Origin of the sequence: Caenispirillum salinarum AK4 (assembly GCF_000315795.1) — a bacterium.
In the GTDB taxonomy this organism is placed as follows: domain Bacteria; phylum Pseudomonadota; class Alphaproteobacteria; order Rhodospirillales; family Rhodospirillaceae; genus Caenispirillum; species Caenispirillum salinarum.
Map to the genome: position 1 here is coordinate 171085 of NZ_ANHY01000015.1, position 19867 is coordinate 190951.

At 67.9% G+C, this 19867-nt stretch carries 22 protein-coding genes; 11 read left to right on the forward strand and 11 right to left on the reverse strand.

Annotated features, from left to right (window positions below; translation table 11 throughout):
- Nucleotides 1–260: 260 nt before the first annotated feature.
- Together arsM and C882_RS15445 are read right to left on the reverse strand one after the other, a co-directional pair.
- Entirely contained in the window at nt 261–1118 is an 858-nt protein-coding gene (gene arsM / locus C882_RS15440) for an arsenite methyltransferase (RefSeq protein WP_009541575.1), read from the reverse strand.
- A 114-nt stretch (nt 1119–1232) separates the two neighbouring features.
- Complete coding sequence (locus tag C882_RS15445; RefSeq protein ID WP_009541576.1) at nt 1233–1742, reverse strand: flavin reductase family protein; 510 nt, start codon at nt 1740–1742, stop codon at nt 1233–1235.
- 424 nt (nt 1743–2166) lie between these two features.
- On the opposite strand from C882_RS15445, the gene C882_RS15450 reads away from it, so the two are divergent.
- From C882_RS15450 to C882_RS25525, 4 genes are all read left to right on the forward strand, one after another.
- A complete protein-coding gene (locus C882_RS15450) occupies nt 2167–2640 on the forward strand; it encodes a MarR family winged helix-turn-helix transcriptional regulator (protein WP_009541577.1) in 474 nt (157 codons plus the stop codon).
- A 161-nt stretch (nt 2641–2801) separates the two neighbouring features.
- A complete protein-coding gene (locus tag C882_RS15455) occupies nt 2802–4388 on the forward strand; it encodes a peptide chain release factor 3 (RefSeq protein WP_009541578.1) in 1587 nt (528 codons plus the stop codon).
- A 2-nt stretch (nt 4389–4390) separates the two neighbouring features.
- On the forward strand, nt 4391–4984 hold the full coding sequence (locus C882_RS25075; RefSeq protein ID WP_009541579.1) for an HD domain-containing protein: 594 nt from the start codon (nt 4391–4393) through the stop codon (nt 4982–4984).
- Nucleotides 4985–5303: 319 nt separating this feature from the next.
- Nucleotides 5304–5495, forward strand: coding sequence for a GIY-YIG nuclease family protein (locus C882_RS25525; RefSeq protein WP_268870317.1), 192 nt, complete (start codon nt 5304–5306; stop codon nt 5493–5495).
- Between the two features lie 285 nt (nt 5496–5780).
- On the opposite strand, the gene glgC is transcribed toward C882_RS25525, so the two are convergent.
- Nucleotides 5781–7082, reverse strand: coding sequence for a glucose-1-phosphate adenylyltransferase (glgC, locus tag C882_RS15470; RefSeq protein WP_009541580.1), 1302 nt, complete (start codon nt 7080–7082; stop codon nt 5781–5783).
- A 314-nt stretch (nt 7083–7396) separates the two neighbouring features.
- Between glgC and glgA the strand changes: the two genes are divergently transcribed.
- The 3 genes from glgA to C882_RS23395 all read left to right on the forward strand — a co-directional run bounded on the left by glgA (nt 7397) and on the right by C882_RS23395 (nt 12017).
- Nucleotides 7397–8839, forward strand: a complete 1443-nt coding sequence (gene glgA, locus C882_RS15475) for a glycogen synthase GlgA (RefSeq protein WP_009541582.1) — start codon at nt 7397–7399, stop codon at nt 8837–8839.
- Between the two features lie 92 nt (nt 8840–8931).
- Complete coding sequence (locus C882_RS15480) at nt 8932–11409, forward strand: glycogen/starch/alpha-glucan phosphorylase (RefSeq protein WP_009541583.1); 2478 nt, start codon at nt 8932–8934, stop codon at nt 11407–11409.
- Between the two features lie 173 nt (nt 11410–11582).
- A complete protein-coding gene (locus C882_RS23395; protein ID WP_009541584.1) occupies nt 11583–12017 on the forward strand; it encodes a DUF4168 domain-containing protein in 435 nt (144 codons plus the stop codon).
- Nucleotides 12018–12107: 90 nt separating this feature from the next.
- Here the strand turns inward: C882_RS23395 and C882_RS23400 are convergent, their stop codons facing one another.
- The 3 genes from C882_RS23400 to C882_RS15500 all read right to left on the reverse strand — a co-directional run bounded on the left by C882_RS23400 (nt 12108) and on the right by C882_RS15500 (nt 13268).
- Nucleotides 12108–12470: a ChaB family protein gene (locus C882_RS23400; RefSeq protein ID WP_009541585.1), complete on the reverse strand. Its 363-nt coding sequence runs from the start codon at nt 12468–12470 to the stop codon at nt 12108–12110.
- A 97-nt stretch (nt 12471–12567) separates the two neighbouring features.
- Nucleotides 12568–12939 (reverse strand): TraR/DksA family transcriptional regulator, encoded by a 372-nt coding sequence (locus tag C882_RS15495; protein WP_009541586.1) that lies wholly within the window; start codon nt 12937–12939, stop codon nt 12568–12570.
- 83 nt (nt 12940–13022) lie between these two features.
- Entirely contained in the window at nt 13023–13268 is a 246-nt protein-coding gene (locus tag C882_RS15500) for a DUF1127 domain-containing protein (RefSeq protein ID WP_009541587.1), read from the reverse strand.
- Between the two features lie 120 nt (nt 13269–13388).
- Here C882_RS15500 and C882_RS25700 point away from each other — a divergent pair, with 120 nt between their 5' ends.
- Together C882_RS25700 and rpmG are read left to right on the forward strand one after the other, a co-directional pair.
- Nucleotides 13389–14261: a LysR family transcriptional regulator gene (locus C882_RS25700; protein ID WP_009541588.1), complete on the forward strand. Its 873-nt coding sequence runs from the start codon at nt 13389–13391 to the stop codon at nt 14259–14261.
- A 109-nt stretch (nt 14262–14370) separates the two neighbouring features.
- Complete coding sequence (rpmG, locus tag C882_RS15510) at nt 14371–14538, forward strand: 50S ribosomal protein L33 (protein WP_009541589.1); 168 nt, start codon at nt 14371–14373, stop codon at nt 14536–14538.
- 130 nt (nt 14539–14668) lie between these two features.
- Here rpmG and C882_RS15515 read toward each other — a convergent pair whose 3' ends face one another.
- The 4 genes from C882_RS15515 to purU all read right to left on the reverse strand — a co-directional run bounded on the left by C882_RS15515 (nt 14669) and on the right by purU (nt 17652).
- Complete coding sequence (locus C882_RS15515; RefSeq protein WP_009541590.1) at nt 14669–15043, reverse strand: response regulator; 375 nt, start codon at nt 15041–15043, stop codon at nt 14669–14671.
- Nucleotides 15044–15140: 97 nt separating this feature from the next.
- Entirely contained in the window at nt 15141–15527 is a 387-nt protein-coding gene (locus C882_RS15520) for a DUF423 domain-containing protein (RefSeq protein WP_009541591.1), read from the reverse strand.
- A gap of 426 nt (nt 15528–15953) precedes the next feature.
- A complete protein-coding gene (locus tag C882_RS15525; protein WP_236262698.1) occupies nt 15954–16673 on the reverse strand; it encodes a Crp/Fnr family transcriptional regulator in 720 nt (239 codons plus the stop codon).
- A gap of 103 nt (nt 16674–16776) precedes the next feature.
- Entirely contained in the window at nt 16777–17652 is an 876-nt protein-coding gene (purU, locus tag C882_RS15530) for a formyltetrahydrofolate deformylase (protein WP_009541593.1), read from the reverse strand.
- Between the two features lie 140 nt (nt 17653–17792).
- On the opposite strand from purU, the gene C882_RS15535 reads away from it, so the two are divergent.
- Nucleotides 17793–18203 (forward strand): cyclic nucleotide-binding domain-containing protein, encoded by a 411-nt coding sequence (locus C882_RS15535; protein WP_052000179.1) that lies wholly within the window; start codon nt 17793–17795, stop codon nt 18201–18203.
- A 40-nt stretch (nt 18204–18243) separates the two neighbouring features.
- Nucleotides 18244–19119, forward strand: coding sequence for a sterol desaturase family protein (locus tag C882_RS15540; protein ID WP_052000180.1), 876 nt, complete (start codon nt 18244–18246; stop codon nt 19117–19119).
- Here C882_RS15540 and C882_RS15545 read toward each other — a convergent pair.
- Nucleotides 19103–19549 carry a hypothetical protein gene (locus C882_RS15545; protein WP_009541596.1) on the reverse strand — a complete coding sequence of 149 codons (447 nt, stop codon included), beginning with the start codon at nt 19547–19549 and terminating at the stop codon, nt 19103–19105. The two genes, C882_RS15540 and C882_RS15545, sit on opposite strands and share 17 nt — an antisense overlap.
- Nucleotides 19550–19867: the final 318 nt, after the last annotated feature.

A 19867-nucleotide genomic window follows, 5' to 3' on the forward strand; every position in this document is an offset into this window, starting at 1 on the left:
TGGAAAAATTACTCGTCATTCCTGCGAAAGAAGGAATCCACCTCCGCTGCCAACCATCCTGCTGCGCGCCCGTCGGGGGAGCATTCACCGGTTTCTTTACAGCCTCTTTCGCGGGAATGACGGCCAGAAAGATAACCAAACCAGAACGCTAATCGTCGCCCCTGCGACAGCAGGGGGGCACGCACACCGTCTGCCCGCCCCCCTTTGCTATGCCGCCGAAGGTGAAGAAAGCCGTCGCCTCCCTCGCACTGTTATGGCCGTCAGGCCTTCACCGCCGTGATGTCGGCGCTGAGGACATAGTCCTCGACGCCCGTGCCCGGCGCCCAGTCGGCGATGATGTCGCGGCTGTCTTCCTTCACGGCCACCGACACCTCGGCGAAGCCGGCTTCCGTCAGCCAGCGCTCCAGGTCGGTCACCAGGGCGGCGCCGCCCATGCAGCCGCACATCATGTGTTCGTCGGTGGTCCAGGCCTCGGGCAGGGGCTTGACGGCCACCGTGTCGCTGATCTGGAGGCGACCGCCGGGGCGCAGGATGCGGAAGCATTCGCGCAGCACCCGCGGCTTGTCCGGCGACAGGTTGACGACGCAGTTGGACAGGATGACGTCCACCGTGCCGTCGGCCACCGGCAGGGCCTCGATCTCGCCCAGGCGGAACTCCACCTGCGCCAGGCCCAGCTTGCGGGCATTGGTGCGCGCCTTGGACAGCATCTCGGGCGTCATGTCGATGCCGATGACGCGGCCTTCGGGTCCCACGGCGCGGGCGGCGAGGAAGCAGTCGAAGCCGCCGCCGCTGCCCAGGTCGACCACCGTCTGGCCGGGTTCGAGGGCCGCGATGGCCGTCGGGTTGCCGCAGCCCAGGCCCAGGTTGGCGCCCTCCGACAGCGCGCCCAGGTCCTCGGCGCCATATCCCAGGCGCTCGGCGGCGATGCGAGCCAGCTCGGGTGCGGCCTGCTCGCCGCAGCAGCCCGAGGCGGCGGGCTTGGCGTCGGCGGCGGCCGTCGGGGCCGGGCCGCAGCAGCCACCGGAGGCGGGTTCGGTCGGGGCGGGCGCGGAATCGGCGCCTGCGGCGCGGGCATAGGCGGCGCGGACGGAAGCGCGGGCGGCGTCGTGGTCGGTCATGGATGGGGCCCTGTCGTTGGGGTTCGATCTGGCCGACAGTCTGCCACGTCCGCGGCCGCCGGTGCAGTCACGGCTGCGTGACACTTTACCGTCATGAAGGCGAGGCGCCCCGTATCAGTCGAAGCCGGGGTGCGGCTCCGCCACCGCGTAGCGGCCGCCGGAGTAGATCAGCGGCTCGCCGGGGCGGGCGTCGTAGCGCATGACCTCGCCGATGAAGATGAGGTGATCGCCGCCGGGGTGGGTGGCGACGGTCTTGCACTCGAAGTTGGCGAGGCAGCCGGACAGCAGCGGCAGGTCCGCGTGGCCGCTTTCCCAGTCCAGGCCCTGGAAGCGCTCGCCCGGCGAGGCGAAGCGGTTGGACACGTCCATCTGGTCGGAGGCCAGGACGTTGACGGCAAAGTGGCCGGCGTGCTGGAAGGCGGGCAGGATGGCACTGTCGGTGGTCAGGCTCCACAGCACCAGCGGCGGGTCCAGGGACACCGAGGAGAAGGAGTTGACCGTCAAGCCCTGCGGATGGCCGTCGGCGTCGCGCGTGGTCACGACGCACACGCCGGTGGCAAACTGGCCGAGCGCGCGGCGGTAATCGCGGGTGTCGAAGGGCTGCGCTCTCATGGGCAGGGTCATGCGGGAACGTCCTTTCGCGGCGGGTCTCGATGAGAAAACGGGCCGGGCGGCGGCCTGGATCAATGCCGGCGCGGCGGCGGGCAGACCATGGCCCATTTCCGCGCCCAAGAAAACCCCGATGGCGCCCGAGTCGCGTCGCGTGCAGATAGAGCCGGCGAGGCGGTTCAAGCATCGACTGATCCTATCGGGTGGTTGAACAGTAAAAGGACCAGGGCGGTACGCTGCGGCAAGTCGCAGCGGCCTCCTGCGGTACCTATTCAAATGGATAGAGGCCTTTACAGCCCTTACCCATGCGATTCGTCTGAGAAACTCAAGGTTACCGCGGGTTTTGGCAGTCCATGAAAACACGCCTCGCCTGTATTATGCAGTTTACACTATCGACCATTCGTATAATGTTGTGCCGGAAGCTTGGCATGGGGCAACGATGCAGGATTACGAAACGGACGCCCGAGAGGACGACCGCCTGGAGCTGCGCACGTGGTTGCGACTGATTACGTGCTGCAACCTGATGGAGCGGGAAATCCGCGTGCGCCTGCGCGACTCGGCAACCGTGACGCTGCCGCAGTTCGATCTGCTGGCGGTGCTGGCGCGGGCGCCTGACGGGCTGGTCATGGGCGACATCTCCCGCCGCCTGATGGTCACCAACGGCAACGTGACGGCGCTGGTCGACCGGTTGGTGCGCGAGGGCCTCCTGGTGCGCGAGGTCAACCCGCGCGACCGCCGGGCCCTGGTGGTGCGGCTGTCGGAACAGGGATGGCACGTCTTCCACACGGTCGCGCCGGCGCACAGCGAGTGGATCGACGAACTGATGCGCCAGATCCCGCGCGACAAGGTGGAGGCGCTGTACGACCTGCTGGCGGACCTGAAGCTGTCGGTCAGCGAGGCCCGGACGGGCTAGGCGGCGGGTCCGGTCCTTTCGCCATCGCGGGCGGCGCCCCATATGGCGGATCAGCGGCCCGCGCGGCGGCGGCCTGCACGGGGCGCCGGCTTGTGCGGGCGGCCGTGTTCTGCTACGCACACGGCCAATCGAACAGCCTCATCCGCAGAGTCCCCGCATCCATGACCAGCCTGGACAGCAACGTCGCTCGCCGGCGTACCTTCGCCATCATCTCGCACCCCGACGCCGGTAAGACGACGCTGACCGAAAAGCTTCTGCTGTTCGGCGGCGCCATTCAGCTGGCCGGCGCTGTCAAGGCCCGCGGCGAGCAGCGCCGGGCGCATTCCGACTGGATGAAGGTGGAGCGCGAGCGCGGCATCTCCGTCGCGTCGTCGGTGATGACCTTCGACTACCAGGACCACACCTTCAACCTGCTGGATACGCCGGGCCACGAGGACTTTTCCGAAGACACCTATCGCGTGCTGACGGCGGTGGACAGCGCGGTCATGGTCATCGACGCCGCCAAGGGCATCGAGGAACAGACCCGCAAGCTGTTCGAGGTCTGCCGCCTGCGCGACGTGCCCATCATGACCTTCGTCAACAAGATGGACCGCGAGGCCCGCGACCCCTTCGACATCCTCGACGAGATCGAGCAATCGCTGGCGCTGGACGTCACGCCGGGAAGCTGGCCCATCGGCATGGGCAAGAACTTCCTGGGCGTCTACGACCTGTTCAAGGACCGCCTGGTGCTCATGGAGCGCAGCAAGGGCGAAATGCCCGACGAGGGCGAAAGCTGCTCGGGCCTGGACGACCCCAAGCTGGACAGGATGCTGCCGTCCTGGGCGGTGGACAAGCTGCGCGAGGAAGTGGAAATGGCGCGCGGCCTGTGCCCCGAGTTCGACATGGAGGCCTATCGCGCCGGCACCATGACGCCGGTCTTCTTCGGCTCGGCGGTCAATAATTTCGGCGTGCGCGAGATGCTTCAGGCGCTGGGCGAGGTCGCCCCGCCGCCGCGCCCGCAGCCCACCGCCGGCCGCACGGTCGCGCCGGACGAGGACAAGGTGTCGGGCTTCGTGTTCAAGATCCAGGCGAACATGGACCCCAAGCACCGCGACCGCATCGCCTTCATGCGCATGTGCTCGGGCCACTTCAAGCGCGGCATGAAGCTGAAACACGTGCGCTCGGGCAAGCAGGTGAACATGCACAACCCCGTCATGTTCCTGGCCCAGGACCGCGAACTGGCGGAAGAGGCCTTCGCCGGCGACATCATCGGCGTGCCCAACCACGGCAACCTGCGCATCGGCGATGCCCTGACGGAAGGCGAGGACCTGCGCTTCACCGGCATCCCGTCGTTCGCGCCGGAAATGCTCCAGAAGGTGCGCCCGGAAGACCCGCTGAAGGCGAAGCACCTGGGCCGCGCCCTGTGGCAGATCGCCGAGGAAGGGGCGGCGCGCGTCTTCAAGCCGCGCTTCGGGTCGGACTGGATCGTCGGCGTCGTCGGTTCGCTGCAGTTCGACGTGCTGGCCGACCGCATCCGCACCGAGTACGACGTGCCGGTGCGGTTCGAGCCGACGACGCTCTACACCGCCCGCTGGGTGAGCTGCGAGGACGCGCAGGCGTTCAAGAAGTTCCAGGACAGCTACAACCAGGCGCTCGCCGAGGACCACGACGGCGACCTGGTGTTCCTGGCCCGCAACGCCTGGCACCTGGACCGCGCCGGCGAGGACTTCCCGGCGCTCAAGTTCCACAAGACCAAGGAGCACGCCTGACCGTGCCCGGCGACCGCGCACAGCAGATCCTCGATTTCCTGGAACTGGCCGACCGCTTCAAGTTCGTGGAGCGGCGCGGCTATGTGACCGGGGCGACGCGCCGGGAAAACGACGCGGAACACACCTGGCACATGGCGCTGGTGGCGCTGCTGCTGCACGGGGAGCTTGAGAACAGGGCGGACGTGGACCTGGGGCACGCGCTGTCCATGATCCTGGTCCACGACCTGGTGGAGATCGAGGCCGGCGATACGTATGCCTACGATGACGCCGCCATCGAGGGCCAGGAAGAGCGCGAGCAGGCCGCCGCCGACAAGATCTTCGGCACGCTGCCCGAGGACATGGGGACCCGCTTCCGCGCGCTGTGGGAGGAATTCGAGGCTCGCGAGACGGCGGAGGCCCGCTTCGCCAAGGCCTGCGACAACTTCCAGGGCTTCATGCAAAACGCCATCTCCGGCGGCCGGGCGTGGCGGGAGAACGGCGTCGGGAAAGAGGACACGCGCCGGCGGACGGATTTCCCGCGCGGTGTGGACCCGGTGTTCGACGCGCTCATCGCCCGGCTGTATGAGCGAACGGACCGCGAGGGTAGCTTCGGCTGAGGACCTTTTCGGCTGACGCCGAGCGGGCTGCCGCCTGTCTCTCTCCTTCGGCTATCGCCGAGCGGGCTGCCGCCCGCACCCGCTTGGAGGGCGCAGCCCTCCAAACCTCCCAGTTTTTGCGGAGTTTCGAGGCGTGCTGATGGCTGCGTCGGGGTGTGAATGCCAGCTTTTGGTCGGTGGTGTGTTTTTAAGCTATTGTTTTAACGTGTAAAACTGTCCGTCATTCCTGCGAAAGCAGGAATCCACATACGATGCTTACCATCCTGCCGCGCCCCCGCTGAGCGAAAGCCTCCACCCTTGAAGCGCCCCCTGCGTCTATATCCTCGCCTGTCGTCCGAACGGCACCCTCTACATTGGTGTGACGTCGGACGTCTTGAAGCGGGTCTGGGAGCATAAATCGGCTGCTGTTCCAGAGTTCTCCGCCACCTACGGCCTTCACCGCCTCGTGTACGTCGAGTTCCACGACACGATGGAAAGCGCGATCTTGCGTGAGAAGCAGCTCAGGAAGTGAAAGCGCGCCTGGAAGATTGACTTGATCGAGGAAGGTAATCCGGAATGGCGCGATCTTTACGATGATCTGGCGGGATGAAGAGATAGAGGCCGGCGGTTGACACCGTATGTGGATTCCTGCTTTCGCAGGAATGACGGGTATTTTTGGGTTCTGGAACAATGCATTACAAAACCCGTTCCCCTGGCAAAAGCCGGGCGCGCGCACCGCTACCAGCCACCCACGCTACCCCAACTCCCCGAGGGAGCGCGAGGGAGGCCGTCGCCTCCTTCGCATCACCATCGGCCGTCAGGCCGGCTCCACTGACCTCGGCGCCGGGCTGTCCAGCGCCTCCAGCATCCGCTGGGTGATCAGCGTCACGCCCCGTTCCGTCACGTGGAACCGCCGCGCGTCGAGCGCCCGGTCCTCGCCCACGACCAAGCCTTCCGGCACGCGGCAGTTGTTGCCGATGATGGCGTTGCGGATGCGGCAGTTGCGGCCGATGTCGGTGCCCGGCAGGACGACCGTATGCTCCACGGTGGAGTAGCTATTCACCCGCACGTTGGAGAACAGCAGCGAGCCCCGCACCGTCGCGCCCGAGATGATGCAGCCGCCCGAGACCAGGCTGTCGACGGCCATGCCGCGCCGGTCCTCGTTGTCGAAGACGAACTTGGCGCTGGGCAGCTGCTCCTGATAGGTCCAGATGGGCCAGCCCTGGTCGTAGAGGTCCAGTTCCGGGGTGACGTTCACCAGGTCCAGGTTGGCTTCCCAGTAGGCGTCGACCGTGCCCACGTCGCGCCAGTAGGGCTCGGCGTCGGGGGTGGAGCGCACCGCGCTGTCCGACAGGCGGTGGGCGATCAGCTTGCAGCGGCCGATCAGCCCAGGGATGATGTTCTTGCCGAAGTCATGCGCCGAGGTCGCGTCGGCGGCGTCGGCCTCCAGCAGGTCCTCCAGGAATGGCCGGTTGAAGATGTAGATGCCCATGGAGGCAAAGGCCCGCGTCGGGTCGCCGGGCATGTGCGGCGGGTCGGCGGGCTTTTCCAGGAAGCCGACGATGTTGTCGTCGGCGTCGGCGTCGACCACGCCGAAGCCCTTCGCCTGCTCCAGCGGCACTTCCACGCAGGAAACGGTGACGTCGGCGCCGCTTTCCAGGTGGTGGGCCAGCATGCGGCTGTAGTCCTGGCGGTAGACGTGGTCGCCGGCCAGGATGAGGATGTAGTCCGGGTCGTGGGCGCGGATGGTGTCGAGGTTCTGGTAGACGGCGTCGGCGGTGCCCCGATACCACGCCTCGTCGCGGGTCTGCTGCTGGGCCGGCCACAGCTCCACGAACTCGTTGATTTCCGCGCGGAAGAACGACCAGCCGCGCTGGATGTGGCGGATCAGCGTGTGGGCCTTGTACTGGGTCGGCACGGCGATGCGCCGGATGCCGGAGTTGATGCAGTTGGACAGCGGAAAGTCCACGATGCGGAACTTGCCGGCGAACGGCACGGCGGGCTTGGCCTCGTCGTCGGTCAGCGCCATCAGCCGCGATCCGCGCCCGCCGGCCAGAACCAGCGCCAGCGTGCCCTTGAGCGCGCGGTTCAGGTCGTAGGCCACGTCCATCTGGTCCATCCATCGTCTCCGTCGTTGGCGGCCGTTCCCCGCGACCGGCCCGCGCATCCCCACGATCGGAAAGGACTTTTGCACGGCCGCCGGGCGAGGATCAATTACAGGAGGGTGAAACAGTCCAACTCTATCCGAAGGTCCATGACGGCCGTATATCCAGTGGGTTACCCGCACCCGCCGGGCGAAAACCGCAAGGGAAATGTCATTATTCGGGTATTGCCTCGCCTTGCGAAATGCCATGAATTACCCGATCGTTTCCGCCCGCCACCCGACGGCCGCTCCGGCCGGCCGCCGCTGCCCACCATGAGACAGGACATTCCATGCGCGTTCTCATCGCCGCTTCCGAGGTCTACCCGCTCATCAAGACCGGAGGGCTGGCCGACGTGGCCGGGGCCCTGCCGGGCGCGCTGGCGGAACTGGGCGTGGAGGCGCGGGTGATCCTGCCGGGCTATCCGGCGGTGAAGGACAAGATCGGCGAATGGCGCGCGGTGGTGGAGCTGGGCGAGGTTCTGGCGGCCCATCACGTGCGCCTGATCGAGGGCCGCATGCCGGGCACCGACATCGCGGTCTGGCTGGTGGACTGCCCGTCGCTCTACCACCGCGAGGGCGGTCCGTATCTGAACGAATGGGGGCACGACCACCCCGACAACTACCTGCGCTTCGCCCTGCTGTCGAAGGTGGCCGCGCAACTGGGCACGCCCAAGAGCCCGGCCGGCTGGCAGGCGGACGTGATCCTCTGCAACGACTGGCAGACGGGCCTTGTACCCGCCTACATGGCGCTGACGGACGGACCGGGCGCGGCGACGGTGTTCTCCATCCACAACATCCAGTTCCAGGGCATTTTCGGTCAGGACATCCTCGACCAGATCGGCCTGCCGCCGCACTGTTTCGACATGCACGGGCTGGAGTTCCACGGCCACGTCAGCACGCTCAAGGCGGGATGCTACTACGCCGACCGCATCACCACGGTCAGCCCCACCTACGCCGAGGAGATCAAGCACCCCGATGGCGGGCGCGGGCTCGACGGCCTGCTGCGGGCGCGCGCCGGCGATCTGACGGGCATCCTCAACGGCGTCGACTATGCGCAGTGGGACCCGGCGCGCGACCACCTGCTGCCGGCCGGCTATTCGGTCGGCGACCTGTCGGGCAAGGCCGCCTGCAAGGCCGCCCTGCAACGGGAATTCGGCCTGGCGGAGCGGGCGGAGGCACCGGTGTTCGGCCTGGTCTCGCGGTTCTCGGAGCAGAAGGGCATCGACCTGGTGCTGGGCGCCGTCGACCACATCCTGGGCCGCGGCGGCCAGGTTGTGCTGCTGGGCTCGGGCGATGCCTGGCTGGAGAGCGCCATCTACGGCCTGGGCGGCGCCCATCCCGGCAACGTCGGCACCTGGATCGGCTATGACGAGGGCCGCGCCCACCGCGTCCAGGCGGGCGCCGACGTGTTCCTGGTGCCCTCGCGGTTCGAGCCCTGCGGGCTTACGCAGATGTACGCTTTGCGCTACGGTACTCTGCCGTTGGTGCGGCGCACGGGCGGCCTGGCCGACACGGTCGTGGACGTCGCCGAGCATCCGGCCGACGGCACCGGCTTCGTCTTCGACGAGGCCTCCACCGCCGGCCTGATCGGCGCCGTCGACCGCGCCTTCGACCTGTGGGGCCATCCCGCCTGGCCGGAGGCTCAGCGCCGCGGCATGGAGCGGGACTTCGGCTGGCGCCGGGCAGCGGAGCAGTACAAGGCCCTGTTCGAGACCCTGCGGGGCTCCGGCTGACGGGAAACAGCCGCACGAGACACGCGACAATCCGGCGCGCGAAGACGTTGTCACACGACGCGCAGACCCAAGACCATCGGGGAAAGAGAGACATGGACCAGACGGCGAACCAGGCCGCGGCGGCAACCGCACCCGCGATCGACCTGAGCAGCGTGGAGGCCATCAAGGATCAGCTCCGGAGCTTCATGGTCCACAGCGTGGGCGTGGACCCGGACTTCGCCAGCCAGCGCGACTGGCTCTATGCCCTGGCGCAACTGGTGCGCGGGCGGCTGTCGGAGGAATACCTCGCCACGGCCCGCGCCCAGTACGACGCCGACGCCCGGCGGGTCTACTACCTGTCCATGGAATACCTGACGGGGCGGTCGCTGCTGAAGCACCTCTACGACCTGGGCGTCCACGACCGCGTCGCCGAGGCGCTGAAGGACATGGGCCAGAGCCTGGAGGCCATCCAGGAGTTCGAGTACGACGCGGCGCTGGGCAACGGCGGCCTGGGCCGGCTGGCGGCCTGCTACCTGGACAGCATGGCGACCCACGGCTACCCCGGCTTCGGCTACGGCATCCGGTACGAGTTCGGCATGTTCACCCAGCGGGTGGAGGGCGGCCAGCAGGTGGAACACCCGGAAACCTGGCTGCGCTACGGCAATCCGTGGGAGTTCGAGCGTCCCAACGTCATCTATCCGGTGCGCTTTCGCGGCCGCCTGACCCACTTCAAGAACGAGACCGGCGAGACGGTGACCCAGTGGGTGGACACCACCGACGTCATCGCCATGGCCTACGACGTGCCGGTGCCGGGCTACGGCTCGGGCAAGGTGGTGAAGCTGCGCCTGTGGTCGGCGCGCGCGACGCGCGACTTCGACCTGCGCTACTTCAACGAAGGCAACTACATCGACGCCGTCAAGGACAAGACCATCAGCGAGAACCTGTCCAAGGTGCTCTACCCCATGGACACCACGCTGATGGGCCAGGAACTGCGGCTGATGCAGGAGTACTTCTTCGTCAGCGCCTCGTTGCAGGACATCATCGCGCGCCACCACCGCAAGCACGCAAGCCTGGATACCCTGCCCGAGAAGGTCACCATCCAGCTCAACGACACGCACCCGAGCCTTGCGGTGCCCGAGCTGATGCGCCTGCTGATCGACCACTACGACTATGATTTCCAGAAGGCCTGGGACCTGACGCGGGAGGTGTTCAACTACACCAACCACACCCTGCTGCCGGAAGCCCTGGAAACCTGGCCCATCGCCATGCTGGAGGCGGTGCTGCCGCGCCACCTGGACCTGATCTACAAGATCAACTTCGACTTCCTTCAGCAGGTGAAGTACGCCTTCCCCGGCCAGCCCGACGTGCTGAGCCGCATGTCGCTGATCGACGACGCCGGCCGGCGCGTGCGCATGGCGCACCTGTGCGTGGTGGGCTCGCGCCGGGTCAACGGCGTCGCGGCGCTGCACACCGACCTGATGCGCGCCCACGTCTTCGCCGACTTCAACCGCATGGAGCCGGACAAGTTCGTCAACGTCACCAACGGCGTCACCCAGCGCCGCTGGCTGCTGCAGGCCAACCGGCCGCTGGCGGACCTGATCACCGAGGCCATCGGCGAGGGCTGGAAGACGGACCTGTCCAGGCTGAAGGACCTGGAGCCGCTGGCGGACGATTCGGCCTTCCGCGAGCGTTTCGCCGCCATCAAGCGGGCCAACAAGCAGCGTTTCGCCGGCATGGTGCGCGACCGCACCGGCTTCGAGATCGCGCCGGACATGATGTTCGACACGCAGATCAAGCGCATGCACGAATACAAGCGCCAGCTTCTGAACGTGCTGCACGTCATCACGCTGTACAACGACCTGCGCAACGGCCGGGGCGGGGACCGCATTCCGCGCGCCGTCACCTTCGGCGGCAAGGCGGCGCCGGGCTACTTCATGGCCAAGCTGATCATCCGCCTCATCAACGACGTGGCGATGGTCATCAACCACGACCGGTCCATCCGCGACCGGCTGAAGGTGGCCTTCGTGCCCAACTACAACGTCTCGGCGGCCGAGATCATCATCCCCGGCACCGACCTGTCGGAACAGATTTCGACCGCCGGCACGGAAGCCTCGGGCACGGGCAACATGAAGTTCGCGCTGAACGGCGCCCTGACGATCGGCACGCTGGACGGGGCGAACATCGAGATCAAGAACGCGGTCGGCGATGACAACATCTTCATCTTCGGCAAGACCGCCGACGAAGTGGGCGACATGCGCGCCGGCGGGTATCATCCGCGGGAGTACTACGACACCAACGAGGCCCTGCGCAACGCGGTGGACATGATCGCCGGCGGCTTCTTCAACGCCGACGACCCGGACCGCTACCTGCCCATCCGCGACACTCTGCTGTCGGGCGGCGACCACTTCTTCCTGATGGCCGACTACCAAAGCTACATCGAGACGCAGGCGCAGGTGGAGGCCGTGTACGCCGACCAGGATGCCTGGATGCGCAAAGCCATTGTCAACGTCGCCAACATGGGCGGGTTCTCGTCGGACCGGTCCATACACTCCTACGCCAAGGACATCTGGCGCGTGCAGCCGGTGGCCTGATCGCCGGGGCCGGTCGATCAAGAGCCTTCTGTGGGGCGGGCGTGACGGCCCGCCCCATTCTTTTCACAGCACGTTGCGAAACCGTGGCGCGGGTCCCGCCGTCTGTGGGGTAGCGGAAGGGCGGCACGACGCATGCCCTTTCCCACGCGAGACACCACGAAAGGACACCCTCCATGCGTTCCATGATGAAGCGTTTCGCCCTGCCCATGGTCTCCGCCGCGCTGTTCGCCGCGCCGGCCGCCGCCCAGACGCAGGGGGAAACCCCGATGCAGGGCCAGGGACAGATGCAGATGCAGGGCCAGGGCCAGATGGCGACGGACTTCAGCGAGGACAAGCTCAAGTCCTTCGCCGAGGCTGTGGAGGGCATCCAGCAGGTCGCCCGCGACTACGCCCCGCGCCTGCGCGACGCCGAGAACCCGCAGCAGGTGGCCGACCTGGAGCAGCAGGCCCAGGACGAGATGCTGCAGACCGTTCAGGACGAGGGCCTGACGGTGGAGGAGTACAACCAGATCGCGGTCGCTGCCCAGACCGATCCGCAACTGGCCGAGGAAATCCAGGGCTACATGGCCGAAGGCACCGGTGCGGCGGGCGGCGGCCAGTCCGACTGACCCCTCTCGACCGGCATTTCACGCCCGTCGACACGACAAGGGCCGGCACCGTCCGGGGTGCCGGCCCTTTCGCGTGCGCGGGCGGCGGGGTCAGGTCTTGTTGCCCTCGGGCTTGTCGGTGCTGGGCTGGCTGACGCGCTGGTCCAGGGGCGAGGGGTCCTCGGCGCTGCTGCCGGTGTGTTCGCGGCGCTTGATGCCGCGCGGCTGGCTTTCCTCCAGCGGTCCGCGCACGCCGCCGCCGGCGCCGGGGTTGCCGTGCTCGGTCCGCATTTCCCATCGGCCGTCGGGGGTGCTCTGATACCGCTTTTCCACCTCCTCCCAGGCGGCGCGGGCGGGATCGCGGTCGCCCCGGCCTTCGGCCTCGTTGAAGGCGGTCATGTAGAGTTCCTGGCCCAGTTCCGGCAGCGCATCGCGCACGTCGGGGGGCAGTTCGGTGGGGGAGGTATAGGTCATCGCCGCGTCTCCTTCGTCGGACCTTCTGTCGTCGTGTGACAGTGCAACGGTCCGCGAAGGCCGCCGGGTTGCCGGTCTGCCGGGCGCAGCCCGCGGTTCACCCTTCGCCGCCGGCGGCGCAGTCGATGCAGGTGGGGACGGCCGGGTCCAGGTCCAGGCGCTTGACGCCGATCTCCTCGCCGCAGGAGACGCAGTAGCCGTATTCGCCCTCGTCCATGCGGGCGAGCGCGGCCTCGATGCGCGCCAGTTCGATGCCGCGCCGGCGCTCGGTTTCCAGCGCCATGGCCTGACCCTGCAGCGCGTCCATGCGCGACAGGCGGCCGACGCTCTGCTGGTCAAGCTCAACCGGCGCGCGGTCGGACCGGGTGGACTGGGTCATGGCCTGCAACTCCTCCCGGCGGGCCCGCAGGCGCTCCCGCAGGCGATCGGCGTCGATGTCGGTGCGATCGGTCAGGGGTGTATCGGTCATGGCCTCATGGTAGCAGCCGGACGTGGACGGGCGGAAGAGGGGGCGGCGGCGCGCGGCGGCCGCCCCCTCCTGCGTCCCGCCGCTCAGATGTCCCAGAAGGGGCGCCGCAGCTCGCGCCGGCGGGCCTCGGTGGTGATTCCCAGGTCGCGCATCTGGACCTCGTCCAGCGCTGCCAGTTCGCGGCGTTGCGCCGCGGCTGCCCGCATCCGCCGGAACCGCGCCCAGGCGATGCCCGCCCATGCCGCCAGCCCGCTGTTGCGGCCGGTGGCGCCCGGGCTCCGGGTCTGCTCCGCCGTCCCGCATTGCATGGAGTCGCACGTCGTCGTCATGGCTCTGTCTTCCGTCGTGTGGTCGTCGATGGGCAAGGATCACGCCGCCGCTTGCAGAACGGAAGGCAATGTTTATGATAGTTGAGATTACGGTTTGTAATTCGAGACGGAGGCGCGGCCATGGCTCGCAATCTGGACACGGCGGCGCTGCGGGCCTTCGTGGTGGTGGCGGAGGCCGGCGGCATGACCCGGGCGGCCGGGCTTTTGAACCTGACGCAGGGAGCGGTCAGCCAGCAGGTGCGGCGGCTGGAGGAGCAGCTCGGCTGCCGCCTGTTCGAGCGCGAGCACCGCAGCCTGCGGCTCAGCACCGCCGGCGAGCGCCTGCTGCCGCGCGCCACCGCGCTGCTGGAGCACAACGACGCCATCTGGGCCGCCATGACGGCGCCGGAGGTGGAGGGCGAGGTGCGACTCGGCGTGCCCTACGACATCGTGCCCGCCATCATGCCGCCCATTCTCAAGACCTTCGCGCGGGAATGGCCGCGGCTGCGGGTCAACATGATCACCGATCCCACGGTGGCGCTTCTGCGCATGCTCGACGCCGGCGACCTGGACCTGTGCCTGACCACCGAGCGCGATCCGGCGCCGCGGGCCGAGGTGCTGAGCCGCGAGCCGCTGGTGTGGGCGGGCGCGCCGGGCGGATCGGCACACCTGCGCGATCCGCTGCCGCTGGCGCTGGGGGACCCGACGTGCTCCTTCCGGGCCACCGTGCTTGAGGCGCTGGGCGGAACGGCGCTGGACTGGACCATGATCTGCACCACCAGCAACCGGGACAGCATGAGCGCCATGGTCGCCGCCGACCTGGGCGTGGCGCCGCTTCTGCGGGTCAGCGTGCCGGCGGAACTGCGGGTGCTGGACGATGCCGGCGACTGCGGCCTGCCGTCGCTGCCGGCCTTCGCCATAGCCATGCACGGACCCGCCGCGCCGGCGTCGGTGGGGGCGGAAAAGCTGGCCGATCACATCCGGCGGGCCTTCGCCACGCGGCTGGCGGCATGAGGCGCGAGAATCCTGTGCGCGCTCGCCGGTCGGCCCTTGACAGCGCCCCATAAGCGGGTATCTTGCCCCGCTCCAGTTTCAGAAATTCTCCGCGTAAGGATTTGCCGCCATGGCCAAGCCCACGACGATCCAGATCAAGCTCGAGAGCACCGAGGGCACGGGCTACTTCTACATTGCCAAGAAGAACCCCCGTAACACCACTCAGAAGCTCGAGTTCCGCAAGTACGACCCGGTCGCGCGCAAGCACGTCATCTTCCGCGAGACCAAGATGAAGTAAGCCCGCCGGGGCTCTCCTTCATCCGTACATCGAAAAGGCCGCCGGCATCGCCAGCGGCCTTTTTCGTTGCGCCCGGCGTCGCGGCGCGGTGCCGCGCGGCGCGGCCGTTGGGGGCGGGACGCCGCGTGCCTTACGCGGCGTTGCCCAGGAAAGAGTTGACGGTGCTGAGGAAGCTGGCGACGGAAATGGGCTTGGCGATGTAGCCCTCGCAGCCGCCCTCGCGGATTTTTTCCTCGTCGCCCTTCATGGCGAAGGCGGTGACGGCGATGACGGGAATGCTTTTCAGCTCCTCGTCGTCCTTGAGCATCCGGGTGATCTCAAGGCCCGAAATCTCGGGAAGCTGGATGTCCATGAGGATCAGGTCGGGGCGGTTTTCGCGCGCCAGGTCCATGACCTCGCGGCCGTCCTTGGTCTGCACGGTTTCATAACCGTGGGCCTGCAGGAGGTCGTTGAACAGTTTCATGTTCAGGTCGTTGTCTTCAACGATGAGGATCGTTTTCGCCATATCCGCTTCCCGTCAGTCGCGTTCCGTCCCAATCGAGTCGGACGGGTATCGGCGCATCATGGGTATCCCTTCACGGAAAGTCAAACGGCCGAGGCCGCTACGCCTTCAGGGCGGCCCATGCCACCGATAGCCATCCTGCCAGGAACGCGGTGCCGCCAAAGGGCGCTGCCATGGCGACCGGCAGGTCGGTGAGGGCCAGCAGCGTCAGCGACCCGCAGAACAGCACGATGCCCGCCTGGAACAGCACCCCGGCCACCGTCAGCGCCCGGCGCCCCGGCCAGCGGTCCGCCAGGAGGCCCACCAGCCCGAGTCCCAGTGCGTGCCACAGCATGTAGCGCGATGCCTTCTCCGCCAGGCCGACGGCCCTTTCATCACCCATGCTTTCCAGCGCGTGCGCCGCAAAGGCACCCAGCGCCACGGCCAGAAAGGCGTTGAGGCCGGCCAGAACGATCCAGCGCCGCATGATGGTCAGTCCCTTCCGCATCGAGTCGGTGATCGCGTCGGCCCGGGCAGCGGCCCGGAGCGGCCACAGCACAGCCCATCGGCGCGGCGGGCGCAAGGGCAGACAAAAAAAGGGCGGAGCATTTTGCTCCGCCCAAAGTAACGCTCTTGAGGGAAAGAGGATACCGATACCGGGGCATCGCCCCGGTGAGTCCGATACTGCCCCCGCGTGCATCGGAATCCTGTGATACGCGTCACAAGGGCATGATTTTTTTGCGGTCGGCGCGAAAAAAGCGGGCCGCCGCGATGGCGGCGACCCGAGGAAGGTAAAAGCGAGAGAAGAGAAAGATGACCTCGCGAGCGGGACTCGCCTCACGAGATCGAAACCATCATGCCACTGCCGGTGGCGTTTGTCGGTGACCAAGATCACGTCCAGAGGGTGTAGGCGGTCCGTCTTACACCACAAGCTTCATTCGCCGCGCACTTCTTCAACCATTTCGCTCAGGCGCTCCACGTCCAGAACCACCAGAGCGTTCTGGTCGCGGCGCACGATCTTTTTGCGCGACAGGTCGTTGAGCACGCGCGCCACGGTCTCGCGCGTGGTGCTGACGCGGGCGGCGATGTCGGAGTGCACCGGAATGGGGCTGATGGCGGCAAAGCCCTCGGCCGTCAGCGGCGCCGAGCGGGTGAGCTGCAGCAGGTCCGCGTGCACGCGGTTGTTGGCGCCCAGCGTCGACAGGTCGAGGATTCGCGTCGTCGCCGTGCGCACGATGTTCGCCAGCCGCTGCATGACGGCCAGCGCGACGTCGGGATGGCCGCGCAGCAGGGTGAAGAACTGCTCGTGGGTCAGGCTGGCGACGGTGGTTTCGCCCACCGCCATGACGCTGGCCGAACGGGGGTTGCCGTCCAGCGCCGCCAGCTCGCCGAAGACGCCGCCGGCGTGAATGTCGTCCAGCGCCACCTCGCGCCCCGACAGGCTGTAGATCACCACCCGCACCGCGCCGCTGACCACGAAGAAGACATCGCGGCTGTCGGACTGGCGGTCGATGATCTGCTCGCCGGGAAGGTAGCGCCTCCAGCGGCACTGCGCGGCCACCGTCTCGCGTTCGGCCGGCAGCAGGCTTTCCAGCAGCTTGACCCCGTCCAGCGTCCGGTACGCTGCATCGGTGACCATCGGTTCCCCCAACATACTTTTGATCCCTGGTTGACCCAATGGTGCGCATCTTCGCCCAAAAGACCAGCGAAAAAAGCATGGGCAAGGGATCGGGTCACCCGCCGCACGGCGCGAGCCGTCAGCGGAACACGACCGTCTTTGCGCCGTTGATCAGAACGCGGCGCTCGATGTGGTAGCGTACGGCCCGGGCAAGCGTCACGTTCTCCAGGTCCTGGCCGACACGCACCAGGTCTTCCACCGAATGGGTATGGTCGACCCGCTCCACGGCCTGTTCGATGATCGGGCCCTCGTCCAGGTCGGGGGTCACGTAGTGGGCCGTCGCGCCGATGATCTTGACGCCGCGGGTGAAGGCCTGCTGGTAGGGCTTCGCACCCTTGAAGCTGGGCAGGAAGGAATGATGGATGTTGATCGCCCGGCCGTTCAGCGCCCGGCAGGCCTCCGGCGTCAGGATCTGCATGTAGCGGGCCAGCACCACCAGGTCGATGTCCTGGTCCTCGACCATGCGGAGCATCCTGGCCTCCTGCTCCACCTTGGTGTCCTTGGTGACGGGCAGGTGGGTGTAGGGGATGCCGTGCCACTCCACCAGCTTGCGCATGTCCTCGTGGTTGGAGACCACGCCGGCCACGTCGATGGCCAACTGCCCGGTCTGCCAGCGGTGCAGCAGGTCGTTCAGGCAATGGCCGAAGCGCGATACCGCGATCAGCACCTTGGGGCGGCGGCGGGCGTCGTGCATGGCCCAGGTCATGTCGAAGCGCTGGGCGACGCGCTCGGCGAAGCGGCTGCCCAGCACGTCGCGCTCGGGCGCCTTGTCGCCGTGCTGGAAGACGGCGCGCATGAAGAACCGGTCGCTGGACAGGTCGCCGTACTGCGCGCACTCCACGATGAAGCAGTCCTGTTGCGCCAGGAAGCCGGTGACGGCGGCGACGATGCCCGTCGCGTCGGGGCAGGCGATGGTCAGGATGGTCGTGGGAACGTCGGTGGGGGCGGACGGCATGATACGGTCTCCGGTTTGCGCAAGCGCCCCCGATTAAGCACCATCGCGCTCGCTCCGCAAGCCCGAGGTGGCGCGGGGGCTCCGCCTTGGCTAGACTTCCGGTGTACGCCAACGGGCGAGCGGTGAAGGGGACGAACACCATGACCACCAGCGACAGTGCCGATGCGGCGCCGGGCGAATACAGCGTCGAGGGCCGCAGAACCGTGCCCCGCGGCGATCTGCTGTTCAAGGAAGGCGACGCGGCCGACTGCGCCTACATCGTGGAGGAGGGGCTGCTGGAAATCTCCCGCGCGTGGAACGGCGCCGACGTCATCATCGGCACCGCCGGCCCCAACGAGATGGTCGGCGAGATGGCGCTCATCGACAAGGCGCCGCGCAGCGCCACCGCACGCGCCATCCGGGACACCACGCTGCTCGTCGTCCCCTTTGAGCAGTTCGAGTGGATGCTTGAGGACACCAACCCCGTCGTCCGCCGCCTGCTGGAGCGATTCGTCGCCATCATCCGCAACGTCAACGACACCAACCTGAGGCTGACGCTGGGCATCCGCTGAGGCCTTTCCCAGTGGACGGCGGAACCCCATATCGGGCGCCATGGAAACGCTGTTGATGGACAACGAGGCCTGGGTGCGCATGGGCGCCTTCGCCGGCGTCCTGGGCCTGATGATGGCGCTGGAGGCCCTGCGCCCGCGCCGCGCCCGCCTGAATGCCCGCGCGCGGCGCTGGGTGGGCAACCTGGGTGTGGTCGGGGTGGCGACCGTGCTGGCGCGGCTGGCCGTGCCGGTGGTCCCCGTGGCGCTGGCGGCCGTGGCGGCGGAAAAGGGCTGGGGGCTGCTCAACCAGGTGCACTGGCCGCTCTGGGCCGAGGTGCTGGTGGCGGTGCTGGTGCTGGACCTTGTGGTCTACCTGCAGCACGTGCTGTTCCACGCCGTGCCCACCCTGTGGCGGCTGCACCGCATGCACCACGCCGACACCGACATCGACGCGACCACCGGCATCCGGTTCCACCCGCTGGAGATCATCCTGTCGCTGGGCATCAAGCTGGCGGCCGTGCTGGCGCTGGGGCCGGCCGCGGTGGCGGTGCTGGTGTTCGAGGTTCTGCTGAACGGGTCCGCCATGTTCAACCACGCCAATGTCGCGCTGCCCCGCCGGATGGATGCCGTGCTGCGGCTGCTGGTGGTGACGCCGGACATGCACCGCGTCCACCACTCCTGGCACCGCGACGAGACCGACCGCAATTTCGGCTTCTGCTTCCCCTGGTGGGACCGGCTGCTCGGCACCTACCGGGCCCAGCCCCGCGACGGCCATGAGGGCATGACCATCGGCCTGGCGGACTTCCGTGACCCGCGGGAGCTGTCGCTGTGGCGCCTGCTGACCCAGCCCTTCCGGTCGCCCGGCCGGATCAACCCGTCCGAGGCGCCCGAACCCGTGCCGGCGAAGCCCGAGGCGCCGGCTACTTCACGACCCTGAGCGTCGGACGCCGGTTGCCGCCGGTAGGGGTGGCGGAGCCGTCGCCGGTCGACGCGGCGGCCTCCAGCCCGACGGCGCGGCCCATGTCGGGGGCTTCGGCCTCGGGGCCTGGGGCGCCCGCCTCCCGCAGCAGCATGTCGCCCTCCAGCCGTCGCAGCAGGGCGGCGTAATGACGGTCGGCGGCGGCATCCCGGTGGGCGCTGAGTGCGGCGGCCTCGAAGCGGCGGGCCAGCCAGCCCACCAGCCGGCGCAGCCAGCGCCGGCGATGGGTGCCGAGCGGATCGGCCGGCGGCCGGGCGCGGTTGGCCGCGGCACGCTTGAGGTTTTCCCGCACCGCCGGCGGCAGGGTTCCCGGCAGGCCGTGGGCCGGATTGCCGTGGAGGGCGCTTTCGGTGTCGTCGTCGCGGAAACCCGGCCCATCCTTGGACATGGCGCTGCTCCTTCTGCCGCTGACCTGACTCATGTGCTGCGGCGGTTGCCCCGGCTCAAGACCCTTGCCGAAGCAACGCCGGCGAATGAGTGCGGTTTCCGCTCATCCCTGGGGCGGACGAAAGAAAGGCCCGGGCGGCGGTGCCGCCCGGGCCAGTCGGTCGAGGTGAGGATCGGGTCGGAGAGACCCGGACGCCGGTCGTCAACTCTGCGATCCGGTGCCGAACTCGGGGTAGGCTTCCAGGCCAAGCTCGTGCTTGTCCATGCCGTCCATCTCCTCCTCGTCGGAGACCCGCAGGCCGACGGTGGCCTTGAGGAT